This is a genomic window from Micromonospora sp. NPDC004551 (assembly GCF_040609975.1).
Classification (GTDB): domain Bacteria; phylum Actinomycetota; class Actinomycetes; order Mycobacteriales; family Micromonosporaceae; genus Micromonospora.
Genome location: NZ_JBEXLM010000031.1, coordinates 63,329 through 74,323, shown reverse-complemented (window position 1 = coordinate 74,323; position 10,995 = coordinate 63,329). Strand labels below are relative to the sequence as shown.

Sequence of the window (10,995 nt, the reverse complement as noted above, 5' to 3'; positions counted from 1 at the left end):
GCGGGTCCGGCCGACCCGGCCGGACCCGCCGCGGTGACCGTAGGATCGGCGTGTGACTGGGGCGGAACGGCACTTCGACGGCGCCGGCAGCGGCGGCGACAACGGACTGGCGGACGGGCTGGAGCGGCTCTGGACGCCGCACCGGATGACCTACATCTCCGGCGAGGACCGGCCCGCGGGCGGGTACGAGAAGCCGACCGGCTGCCCGTTCTGCCTCGCACCCGGCCTGCCGCCGGACGAGAGCCTCGTGGTGGCCCGGGGCGAGCACGTCTTCGCGGTGCTCAACCTCTACCCCTACAACCCGGGGCACCTGCTGGTCTGCCCGTACCGGCACGTGGCCGACTACACCGAGCTGGACGCGCCGGAGACCGCCGAGCTGGCCGCGTTCACGAAGGACGCCATGCGGGTCGTCCGGCACGTCTCCAACGCGCACGGCTTCAACCTGGGCATGAACCAGGGCGGCGTGGCCGGCGCGGGCATCGCGGCGCACCTGCACCAGCACGTGGTGCCGCGCTGGGGCGGCGACGCCAACTTCATGCCGGTGATCGGCCGCACCAAGGTGCTGCCGCAGTTGCTCGCCGACACCCGGGACCTGCTGGCCAAGGCCTGGCCGGCCTGACGGCGGCGGGCGCACGCCGGCCCGCGCCCGACAGTACGATCTTGGGCATGGCCCTGCTGCACCGCGCGGATGTGCGCCCCTCGAAGCTCGACCTGATCGCCGCCTGGCTACCCGGCCGGCCCTGGTTCGCCGGCACCCCCGGCGCGGAGGTCACCCGCGTGGCGGCCTACCGCTTCGACGACCCGGCCGGCGAGGTCGGCATCGAGACCATCCTGGTCCGGGCCGGCGACGGGCCGGTCCTCCAGGTGCCGCTGACCTACCGGGCCGGGCCGCTGGCCGGCGCCGAGCGGTGGCTGGTCGGCAACACCGAGCATTCCGTGCTCGGCCGGCGCTGGGTGTACGACGCCTGCGGCGACCCGGTCTACGCGCCGGCCCTGGCCGCCGCCGTCCTCGCCGACGCCGGCCAGGCGGAGGAGTACTTCGAGGTCGACGGCCGGCGCGAGGTCCGCGCCCCGAGCATGACCCTGGCCGGCACCCGGACCGCCAACCCGCCGGCGCTCGGCACCGTCGACGAGGTGGTCGACGGTGAGCCGACGCTGATCCGCGCCGGCGGCGTGGAGCTGGCCCTGGTCCGCCGTCCGGTCCCGGCCGAGGCTCCGGCGCCGGCCCGGCTGACCGGCGCCTGGGCGGGACAGGCCGACCCGGTGCTGCTGGCGTACGCCCGCTGACCGCCCGCCGGCCCGGCGGACCCTGACCGTCCGCCGGGTGGCCCGGCACCCGGGGTGACGAAGCCGCCCACGGGCCCCGGCGAGGTGGCAGGATGCGGCGATGGCAGTCAGCACGCGGCCGTTGGGCCGCAGCGGCATCGCGGTCAGCGCCCTGGGGATGGGTTGCTGGGCGATCGGCGGCCCGTGGGCCGAGGGCAGCCGGCCGCTGGGCTGGGGCGCCGTGGACGACGACGAGTCGATCCGGGCGGTCCGCCGCGCCCTCGACCTCGGGGTGACGCTGTTCGACACGGCCGACACCTACGGCGCCGGGCACGGCGAGCGGATCCTCGGGCGGGCCCTCGCGGGCCGGCGCGACGAGGCGGTGATCGCCACCAAGTGGGGCTACACCTTCGACGAGCGGACCCGGCAGGCCACCGGGGAGGACGCCTCGCCGGAGTACCTGCGGCGGGCGGTGGTCGACTCCCTGCGCCGGCTGGACACCGACCGGATCGACCTTTACCAGCTGCACCTCGCCGACCTGCCGGTGCCCCGGGCCGAGGCGCTGATCGGCGCCCTGGAGGACCTGGTCGCCGACGGCCTGGTCCGGGCGTACGGCTGGAGCACCGACCGGGCCGACCGGGCCGCCGCCTTCGCGCAGGCCGCCCGGGGCGCCGCCGCCGTGCAGCACAGCCTGTCGGTGCTGCGGGACGCCCCGGCCATGCTGGCCGTCTGCGAGAAGCACGACCTGGCCGGCCTGGCGCGGGGTCCGCTCGGGATGGGGTTGCTCACCGGCAAGTACACCCCGGAGTCCACGCTGCCCCGCGACGACGTGCGCGGCACCGCGCCGAACTGGCTGGAGTGGTTCCGCAGCGGCCGGCCCGCCCCGGAGTGGCTGCGCCGGGTCGCCGCCGTGCGTGGCGCGCTGACCGCCGACGGCCGGACCCTGGTCCAGGGCGCGCTCGGCTGGATCTGGGCGCGCAGCGGCCGGGCCGTGCCGATCCCCGGCGCCCGCACGGTCGCCCAGGTGGAGGAGAACGCCGCGGCGCTGGAGCGCGGCCCGCTCGCCCCCGACCAGTTCGCCGAGGTGGAGCGGCAGCTGGCGGCCCTGCGCGCGGCCGCCCTGCGCGACGCCGACCGCCCGCACTGGCCGATGCCACCGCTCCCCGCCGCCCGCCCCTGACCCGCGGCCCGCCGGGGCGGGCGGGCCGAGGCGGTCCGGCGCTCGGGCCGGCCGGTGGCGCGGTCAGGACCGGGCGCCGGCCTCCTTGCGGACCTGCTCGGCCAGGTGGGCGGGCATCGGCTCGTAGCGGGCGAACTCGCGGCGGAAGGTGCCGGTGCCGGCGGTCATCGAGCGCAGCTCGACCGCGTAGCGCAGCAGTTCGGTGGCGGGGACCTCGGCACGGACCAGGGTGCGGCCCTCGGCCTCCGGGTCCGGCTCGGTGCCGAGGACGCGGCCGCGGCGGCCGGACAGGTCGCCCATCACCGCGCCAACCGACGGGTCGGGCACCCGGATGGTCACCTCGTCGACCGGCTCCAGCAGCGTCGGCTGCCCCTTCTCGGCGGCGTCCCGCAGGGCGAGCGCGCCCGCGGTCTGGAACGCCGCGTCGGAGGAGTCGACGCTGTGCGCCTTGCCGTCGAAGAGGGTCACCCGCAGGTCCACCACCGGGTAGCCGCCGACCAGGCCGCGCTCCATCTGCGCCCGGACGCCCTTCTCCACCGAGGGGATGTAGTTGTGCGGCACCGCGCCGCCGACCACCTTGTCCACGAACTCGAAGCCGGCGCCCCGGGGCAGCGGCGTGACCTCGATGTCGCAGACCGCGTACTGGCCGTGGCCGCCGGACTGCTTGACGTGCCGGCCGTGGCCCTTGGCGGCGGTCGTGAACGTCTCGCGCAGCGCCACCCGCACCGGCTCGGTCTCCAGCTCCACCCCGCCGGCGCGCAGCCGGTCGAGCACCACGTCGGCGTGTGCCTCGCCCATGCACCAGAGCACCAGCTGGTGGGTCTCGGCGTTGCGGTCCAGCCGCAGCGTCGGGTCGCCGGCCACCAGCCGGGCCAGGTTGCGGGCCAGCGCGTCCTCGTCGGCCCGGCTCTTCGCCACGATGGCCACCGGCAGCAGCGGTTCCGGCATCTCCCACGGGGCGATGAGCAGCGGGTCCTCCTTGGCGGAGATGGTGTCGCCGGTCTCCGCGCTGCCCGACTTGGTGATCGCGCAGATGTCGCCGGCCACCGCCGTCGCCACCTCGCGCAGGGTCGCGCCGAGCGGGCTGTAGATGTGGCCGACCCGCTCGTCGGCGTCGTGGTCGGGGTGACCGCGCTCGGCCATGCCGTGACCGGAGACGTGGACCACCTGGTCGGGGCGCAGCGTGCCGGAGAAGACGCGGACCAGGGAGACCCGCCCGACGTGCCGGTCCACCGTCGTCTTGACCACCTCGGCGACCAGCGGCCCGTCGGGATCGCAGGCCAGCGGTGGCCGGGGCGAGCCGTCGACGCCGGTGATCGCCGGCAGCTCGTGCTCCAGCGGCGACGGGAACGCCGCCACCAGGCCGTCGAGCAGCGCGTCCAGGCCGACCCCGGTCTCCGCGCAGACCGGCACCACCGGGTAGAAGTGGCCGCGGGCGACCGCGGTCTCCAGGTCGGTGATGAGCACCTCGGTGCCGATCTCCTCGCCGCCGAGGTAGCGGTCCATCAGGGTCTCGTCCTCGCTCTCCGCGATGATCCCCTCGATCAGCTCGTTGCGGGACTCCAGGATGGCCGGCAGGTGCTCCGGGTCCGGCTCGCGCACCGCCGCCGGCAGGCCCTGGGAGTAGTCGAAGACCCGCCGCGTGATCAGCCCCATGAGGCCGGCGACCGACTCGCCGTCGTCGCCCAGCATCGGCAGGTAGAGGGGGAGCACGTTGTCGCCGAAGACCCGCTGGCAGAGCGCCACCGCCTCGTCGAAGTCGGCGCGCGGGTGGTCCAGCCGGGTCACCGCGACGGCGCGCGGCATGTCCACCGCGGCGCACTCCTCCCAGAGCGCGGCGGTCGCGGCGTCCATGCCGTCGACGGCGGAGACCACGAACAGCGCCGCGTCGGCGGCCCGCAGCCCGGCGCGCAGCTCGCCGACGAAGTCGCCGTACCCGGGGGTGTCCAGGAGGTTGACCTTGACGTCGCGGTGCAGCAGCGGGGCGCAGGCCAGGCTCACCGAGCGCTGCTGGCGCACGGCGGCGGGATCGTGGTCGCAGACGGTGGTGCCCTCGGTGACGCTGCCGGCCCGGCCGATCGTGCCGCTCGCGGCGAGCAGCGCCTCGACCAGCGTCGTCTTGCCCGCTCCGGAGTGCCCGACGAGCACCACGTTGCGAACCCTGCCGGGCTCGGTCACCACCGGCGCGCCGCCGGTGACACCCTTCTCCTGATTCTTCTGCGCCATCGCGGCGCACCTCCCTCAACCGGTGGTGGTGGCGACCGCCGCGTGCGACGGGGAAGCGGCCCGGGCGGGCACCGCGGCGATATCTTCCGGTGATCTCCTGAACGACGGATGGGCGGACGGGTGATCCGGTGAGCTGGCTCACCTTCCACGCTCGATCTCACACCCGTAACCGGGCCGGCACAAGAGCGCCTGGCGGGTCGGGACGACCGGCTGTGTTCCCGGCCGCTGCCGGCCGTTATCGTGGGACCGCCATGGCGAAGATCTTCCAAGTGACGGCCCGCGCGGGGATGACCCGCGTCGTGGAGCCGGTCGCGCGCGGTCTGCTCCGCGCCGGCGTGTCCCCCAACGCGGTCACCGTGACCGGCACCGTCGGCGTGCTCGTCGGCGCGCTCGGCTTCGGCGCCCGCGGCCACCTGGTCGCCGGCGCGCTGATCGTCACGGTCTTCGCGCTCACCGACCTGCTCGACGGCACGATGGCCCGGATGAGCGGCGGCTCCACCCGGTTCGGTGCCTTCCTCGACTCGAGCATGGACCGGATCGCCGACAGCGCGGTCTTCGGCGCGGTCGCCTACTGGCTGGCCACCGAGCAGAACCACTCCGGCGTCGCCGCCGCGCTGCTCTGCCTGGCCGCCGGTGGCCTCGTCTCCTACGTCAAGGCCCGCGCCGAGGGGCTCGGGATGACCTGCAACGTGGGCATCGCCGAGCGCACCGAGCGACTGCTGATCGTCGGGGTGGGCGGCCTGCTCACCGGCCTCGGCGTCGGCCCGGCCCTGGAGATCGCGCTCTGGCTGCTCGCCGCCGTCTCGATCTTCACGGTCGGGCAGCGGATGGCCCACGTGTACCGGCAGGCGCAGCTGGTCGGCCGGGAGTGAACCTCACCGAGGCGGGCTACGTCGCCGGCTGGCGCCTGGTCCGCGCGCTGCCCCGGCCCGTGGTCGCCGCCGCCTTCCGGGCGGGCGCCGACCGCGCCCACCGGAGCAACGGCAGGGGTACGCGGCGGCTGCGCGCCAACCTGCGCCGGGTGGTCGGCCCGGACCTGCCCGAGGCGGAGCTGGACGCGCTGGTCCGCGCCGGCCTGCGGTCCTACGCCCGGTACTGGCTGGAGGCGTTCCGGCTGCCGAGCCTGAGCCGGCAGCAGATCCTCGCCGGTTTCCGCCTCGACGGCGAGGAGAAGCTGGCCGCCGACGTGGCGGCCGGCCGGGGTGCGGTGGTCGCGCTGCCGCACGCCGGCAACTGGGACGCCGCCGGCGCCTGGGTGGCCGCCAAGGGCTGGCCGATCACCACGGTCGCCGAGCGACTCCGGCCGGAGGGCGTCTACGAGCGTTTCCTCGCCTTCCGGCAGAGCCTCGGCATGGAGATCCTGCCCACCTCCGGCGGTGACCGGCCGGCGTTCGACGTGCTGCTGGACCGGCTGCGGGCGGGCGCCGTGGTGCCGCTGCTCGCCGACCGGGACCTCTCCGCCCGGGGCGTGGACGTGGAGTTCTTCGGCGGCCGGACCCGGATGCCGCCCGGCCCGGCCCTGCTCGCCGTCCGCACGGGCGCGCCGCTCTACGTGGCCTCGCTGTGGTTCGAGCCGGACGGCGCCCGCGCCGCCCTCGAGGGCCCGCTGGAGCTGCCCGAGGAGGGCAGCGCCCCGCTGGACGCCCGGGTGCGCGCCGTGACCCAGCGGATTGCCGACGGTCTTGCGGCGGGTATCGCCCGGCATCCGGAAGACTGGCACATGTTGCAGCGGATGTGGCTGGACCAGCGCGCCGACGGGGCCCTGCCGCAGCCGCCGGCCACCACCGGGACGATCTGAGGGAGCGGGCGCAATGCGGATCGGCATCGTGTGCCCGTACTCCTTCGACGTCCCGGGCGGGGTGCAGAACCACGTCATGGACCTGGCCGAGGCGCTGCTCGGGCTCGGCCACGAGGTGAGCGTGCTGGCCCCCGCCGACGAGGACTCGGCGCTGCCGCCGTACGTGGTGTCGGCCGGCCGGGCGGTGCCCCTGCCGTACAACGGCTCGGTGGCCCGGATCGCCTTCGGCCCGGTCTCCACGGCCCGGGTGCGGCGCTGGATCACCCGGGGCGACTTCGACGTGCTGCACGTGCACGAGCCGCTCACCCCCAGCCTGTCGATGCTGGCCGTGCTCTGCGCCCGGGGCCCGGTGGTCGCCACCTTCCACACCGCGATGACCCGGTCGCGGGTGCTCTCCGCCGCGCAGGGGGTGCTCCAGATCCTGCTGGAACGGATCACCGCCCGGATCGCGGTGAGCGCGCTGGCCCGCAAGGTCCAGGTCGAGCACATGGACGGCGGCGCCGTGGAGATCCCCAACGGGGTGGCGGTGGCGAAGTTCGCCGGGGTCGAACCGCTGCCCGGCTGGCCGGGGGAGTGCGACCCGGGCAGCGGCGGGACGCTCGGCTTCCTGGGCCGGTTCACGGAGCCGCGCAAGGGCTTCCCGATCCTGCGGGACGCCTTCGTCGCGCTCGCCCCGCACCGCCCTGGGCTGCGCCTGCTGGTCGCCGGGCCGGGCGACGCCGACGACCTCTACGACCAGTTCCCGGCCGGGCTGCGGGACCGCGTCACCTTCCTCGGCATGGTCTCCGAGGCGGACAAACCTCGCATGCTGCGCAGCCTGCACCTCTACGTCGCACCGAACACCGGCGGGGAGTCCTTCGGGATGATCCTCACCGAGGCGCTGGCCGCCGGCACCACCGTCGTGGCCAGCGACCTGGACGCGTTCCGCCGGGTGCTCGATGGCGGGCGGGCCGGCCGGCTCTTCCCGACCGGCGACGCGGAAGCGCTGCGCACTGCCCTGTCGGACCTGCTCGACGACGCGGGGCAGCGGACCGCGCTGACCGCCTGCGGCGACCAGGTGGTGGCGAATTTCGACTGGCCCGTGGTTGCCCGCCGCGTTCTGGAGGTATACGCAGCGGCGATCGAGGCCACCGACGGCCGGGTCATGGATCAGGAGTGGGCGGGGCTGGGCTGAACCCGGTGGCCGGTGGGGCCGCTGTGACGAGCGCGTCGACCGGTGCCCGCGCCGGCCGGGCGGGATGAGGAGCAGCACTACGATGCCGGGCATGTGGTGGGTGGTGGGCGGGGCCCTGGTGCTCGGGCTGGTCTCGGCGTACCTGATCTGGACCGCCGGCCGGGTCGAGCGGCTGCAGGCCCGCGCGGAGTCGGCGGCCCGGGCGCTCGACGCGCACCTGCTGCGCCGCGCGGCCGCCGCCGCCGTGCTGGCCGAGCAGCACTACGGCGTGGAGCTGTACTCGGCCGCCCGGATCGCCCTGGACGCCGTCGGCGAGGAGCGGGAGGCCGCGGAGAACGACCTCACGCGGCAACTGCGCACGGTCGAGCTGGATCCCGAGGACCCGGTCTGCGATGCGGTGATCGCGGCCAGCCGGCGGCTGGCCCTGGCCCGGCAGGTGCACACCGATCTGGTCCGCGACGCCCGGGCGGCCCGCAGCCGCCCGCTGGTCCGCCTGCTCCGGATGGGGCGTGGGCGGGAGTGGCCCCGCTACTTCGACGTCGACGACCCCACGCTCACACCCCGGGCGGACGTCACCACCGGCTGAGCGGGCGGGGCGGAACCCCTGGTGACGCCGGCCACAGAGCAGGCCACCGGGGGTCTGATTGGCTGTCGGACCGGCGTTGTCCCCGTCGTAGCCTTCTCGCAGCCACCCCCGAGCTCGTCCAAGGAGCGATGACCCGTGCCCGAATCCACCTCCCCGAACACCGACGCCAACCCGGTCGTCGGCACCGCCCGTGTCAAGCGCGGCATGGCCGAGATGCTCAAGGGCGGCGTGATCATGGACGTGGTCACCCCCGAGCAGGCCAAGATCGCCGAGGACGCCGGCGCCGTCGCCGTCATGGCGCTGGAGCGGGTGCCCGCCGACATCCGCGCCCAGGGCGGCGTCTCCCGGATGAGCGACCCCGACATGATCGACGGCATCATCAACGCCGTCTCCATCCCCGTGATGGCCAAGGCCCGGATCGGCCACTTCGTCGAGGCGCAGGTCCTCCAGTCCCTCGGCGTCGACTACGTCGACGAGTCCGAGGTGCTGACCCCGGCCGACTACGAGAACCACATCGACAAGTGGGCCTTCACCGTCCCCTTCGTCTGCGGCGCGACCAACCTGGGCGAGGCGCTGCGCCGGATCACCGAGGGCGCCGCCATGATCCGCTCGAAGGGCGAGGCCGGCACCGGCGACGTCTCCAACGCCACCACCCACATGCGGAAGATCCGCCGGGAGATCCGCCGGCTCCAGTCCCTGCCGGCCGACGAGCTGTTCGTGGCCGCCAAGGAGCTGCAGGCGCCGTACGAGCTGGTCAAGGAGATCGCCGAGACCGGCAAGCTGCCGGTCGTGCTGTTCACCGCGGGCGGCATCGCCACCCCGGCCGACGCGGCCATGATGATGCAGCTCGGCGCCGAGGGCGTCTTCGTCGGCTCGGGCATCTTCAAGTCCGGTAACCCGGCCCAGCGTGCCGCCGCCATCGTGAAGGCCACCACCTTCCACGACGACCCCGACGTGCTGGCCAAGGTCTCCCGCGGCCTGGGCGAGGCGATGGTCGGCATCAACGTCGACGAGATCCCGCAGCCGCACCGGCTGGCCGAGCGCGGCTGGTGACGGTGACCGGACGGGGCCCGGGCGGGCCCTGTCCGACGAGGGAGAGGAGCGCGGAGTGACCGAACCCGTCATCGGTGTGCTCGCCCTCCAGGGCGACGTACGCGAGCACCTGGCCGCCCTGGCCGGGGCCGGCGCGGACGCCCGTCCGGTGCGCCGCCCGGCAGAACTGGACGCGGTCGACGGTCTGGTGATCCCTGGCGGCGAGTCGACCACCATGAGCAAGCTCGCCGACATCTTCGAGATGCGCGAGCCGATCGACAAGCGGATCGGCGGCGGCATGCCGGTCTACGGGTCCTGCGCCGGCATGATCATGCTGGCCACCGAGGTGCTCGACGGCCGTCCCGACCAGCGCGGCTTCGCCGGCATCGAGATGACCGTCCGCCGCAACGCGTTCGGCCGGCAGGTCGACTCGTTCGAGGCGCCCGTGGAGGTCACCGGGGTCGAGGGCGGGCCGTTCCACGCGGTCTTCATCCGGGCCCCCTGGGTCGAGCGGGTCGGCGCGGGCGTCGAGGTGCTCGGCCGGGTCACCGACGACGACGCCAGGTCGCAGCGTGGCGTCCGACGCGCCGAGCTGGAGTCGTCGTCCGGCCCGGCCGCCGAGCGGATCGTCGCGGTGCGGCAGGGCCACCTGCTGGCCACCTCCTTCCACCCGGAACTCACCGGCGACCTGCGGCTGCACCGCTACTTCGTGGACCTCGTCCGGTCCGCCGCCTGACCCGCACGCGCGCCGTTTTCCGCCTGCTCGCGGCATTCCTCCGGGTCGGTTCCGGTCGCCACGGGCGGGGGCGCCGGCCCCGCCCCGGGTGCGGGTGTGACATGCGGGGACGCCACCTCGGTAGGATTGCGGCGGTTCGGCAGGGCTCACCGCCCGCCGCCGCCCCCCAGCCGACCGCCCGGCGGTCCCGGTTCGGCGCGGGCGCGGACAGTCGACGCAGGCGTGAGTCAACAGACGGAGGTATGAGATGTCCGGCCACTCAAAGTGGGCGACCACCAAGCACAAGAAGGCCGTCATCGACGCCAAGCGCGGCAAGATGTTCGCCAAGCTGATCAAGAACGTCGAGGTCGCGGCCCGGACCGGCGGCGGGGACCCCGCCGGCAACCCGACCCTCTACGACGCCATCCAGAAGGCGAAGAAGAACTCCGTCCCGAACGACAACATCGACCGCGCGGTCAAGCGTGGCTCCGGGCTGGAGGCCGGCGGCGCCGACTACCAGACGATCATGTACGAGGGCTACGGCCCGAACGGTGTCGCCCTGCTCATCGAGTGCCTCACCGACAACCGCAACCGCGCGGCCACCGAGGTGCGCACCGCGCTCACCCGCAACGGCGGCTCCTTCGCCGACGCCGGCTCGGTGTCGTACATGTTCTCCCGCAAGGGCGTGGTAATCGTCCCGAAGGCCGGCACCACCGAGGACGACGTCATGATGGCCGTGCTCGACGCGGGCGCCGAGGAGGTCAACGACCTCGGTGAGGCGTTCGAGGTGGTCTCCGAGCCGACCGACCTCATCCCGGTCCGCACCGCGCTCCAGGACGCCGGCATCGAGTACGAGTCGGCCGAGTCCTCCCTCATCCCCAGCGTCAACGTGCCGCTGGACGAGGAGGGGGCCCGCAAGATCTTCAAGCTGATCGACGTGCTCGAGGACTGCGACGACGTGCAGAACGTCTACGCCAACTTCGACGTCTCCGACGAGGTGATGGCCGCCGTCGGCTGA

11 protein-coding genes are annotated in these 10,995 nt (G+C 74.6%); 10 read left to right on the top strand and 1 reads right to left on the bottom strand.

What is annotated here, in order from left to right; translation table 11 throughout:
• Positions 1-106 precede the first annotated feature (106 nt).
• From ABZW14_RS28220 to ABZW14_RS28210, 3 genes are all read left to right on the top strand, one after another.
• Entirely contained in the window at positions 107-619 is a 513-nt protein-coding gene (locus ABZW14_RS28220) for an HIT domain-containing protein (protein ID WP_355352119.1), read from the top strand.
• A 47-nt stretch (positions 620-666) separates the two neighbouring features.
• A complete protein-coding gene (locus ABZW14_RS28215) occupies positions 667-1,287 on the top strand; it encodes a hypothetical protein (protein ID WP_355352113.1) in 621 nt (206 codons plus the stop codon).
• Positions 1,288-1,387: 100 nt separating this feature from the next.
• Complete coding sequence (locus ABZW14_RS28210) at positions 1,388-2,446, top strand: aldo/keto reductase (protein ID WP_355352110.1); 1,059 nt, start codon at positions 1,388-1,390, stop codon at positions 2,444-2,446.
• Positions 2,447-2,509: 63 nt separating this feature from the next.
• Here the strand turns inward: ABZW14_RS28210 and ABZW14_RS28205 are convergent, their stop codons facing one another.
• Complete coding sequence (locus tag ABZW14_RS28205; RefSeq protein ID WP_355352107.1) at positions 2,510-4,672, bottom strand: elongation factor G-like protein EF-G2; 2,163 nt, start codon at positions 4,670-4,672, stop codon at positions 2,510-2,512.
• Between the two features lie 251 nt (positions 4,673-4,923).
• Here ABZW14_RS28205 and pgsA point away from each other — a divergent pair, with 251 nt between their 5' ends.
• From pgsA to ABZW14_RS28170, 7 genes are all read left to right on the top strand, one after another.
• Positions 4,924-5,544, top strand: coding sequence for a phosphatidylinositol phosphate synthase (pgsA, locus tag ABZW14_RS28200; protein ID WP_355352104.1), 621 nt, complete (start codon positions 4,924-4,926; stop codon positions 5,542-5,544).
• Positions 5,541-6,470: a phosphatidylinositol mannoside acyltransferase gene (locus ABZW14_RS28195; protein ID WP_355352101.1), complete on the top strand. Its 930-nt coding sequence runs from the start codon at positions 5,541-5,543 to the stop codon at positions 6,468-6,470. Before pgsA ends, ABZW14_RS28195 begins: the two co-directional genes overlap by 4 nt.
• Positions 6,471-6,483: 13 nt before the next feature.
• Positions 6,484-7,644 (top strand): glycosyltransferase family 4 protein, encoded by a 1,161-nt coding sequence (locus ABZW14_RS28190; RefSeq protein ID WP_355352098.1) that lies wholly within the window; start codon positions 6,484-6,486, stop codon positions 7,642-7,644.
• Positions 7,645-7,726: 82 nt separating this feature from the next.
• Positions 7,727-8,230 (top strand): hypothetical protein, encoded by a 504-nt coding sequence (locus tag ABZW14_RS28185; protein WP_355352095.1) that lies wholly within the window; start codon positions 7,727-7,729, stop codon positions 8,228-8,230.
• 135 nt (positions 8,231-8,365) lie between these two features.
• Complete coding sequence (pdxS, locus tag ABZW14_RS28180; protein WP_355352092.1) at positions 8,366-9,283, top strand: pyridoxal 5'-phosphate synthase lyase subunit PdxS; 918 nt, start codon at positions 8,366-8,368, stop codon at positions 9,281-9,283.
• Between the two features lie 55 nt (positions 9,284-9,338).
• Positions 9,339-9,998: a pyridoxal 5'-phosphate synthase glutaminase subunit PdxT gene (gene pdxT, locus ABZW14_RS28175; protein WP_355352089.1), complete on the top strand. Its 660-nt coding sequence runs from the start codon at positions 9,339-9,341 to the stop codon at positions 9,996-9,998.
• A gap of 247 nt (positions 9,999-10,245) precedes the next feature.
• Positions 10,246-10,995, top strand: coding sequence for a YebC/PmpR family DNA-binding transcriptional regulator (locus tag ABZW14_RS28170; RefSeq protein WP_189196256.1), 750 nt, complete (start codon positions 10,246-10,248; stop codon positions 10,993-10,995).

Excerpts from the sequence above, each read along its gene's own strand:
- ABZW14_RS28190 (WP_355352098.1), top strand. The coding sequence starts at position 6,484 with ATGCGGATCGGCATCGTGTGCCCGTACTCCTTCGACGTCCCGGGCGGG.
- ABZW14_RS28215 (WP_355352113.1), top strand. The coding sequence starts at position 667 with ATGGCCCTGCTGCACCGCGCGGATGTGCGCCCCTCGAAGCTCGACCTG.
- ABZW14_RS28210 (WP_355352110.1), top strand. The coding sequence starts at position 1,388 with ATGGCAGTCAGCACGCGGCCGTTGGGCCGCAGCGGCATCGCGGTCAGC.
- pgsA (WP_355352104.1), top strand. The coding sequence starts at position 4,924 with ATGGCGAAGATCTTCCAAGTGACGGCCCGCGCGGGGATGACCCGCGTC.
- ABZW14_RS28205 (WP_355352107.1), bottom strand. The coding sequence starts at position 4,672 with ATGGCGCAGAAGAATCAGGAGAAGGGTGTCACCGGCGGCGCGCCGGTG.
- ABZW14_RS28185 (WP_355352095.1), top strand. The coding sequence starts at position 7,727 with ATGCCGGGCATGTGGTGGGTGGTGGGCGGGGCCCTGGTGCTCGGGCTG.
- ABZW14_RS28170 (WP_189196256.1), top strand. The coding sequence starts at position 10,246 with ATGTCCGGCCACTCAAAGTGGGCGACCACCAAGCACAAGAAGGCCGTC.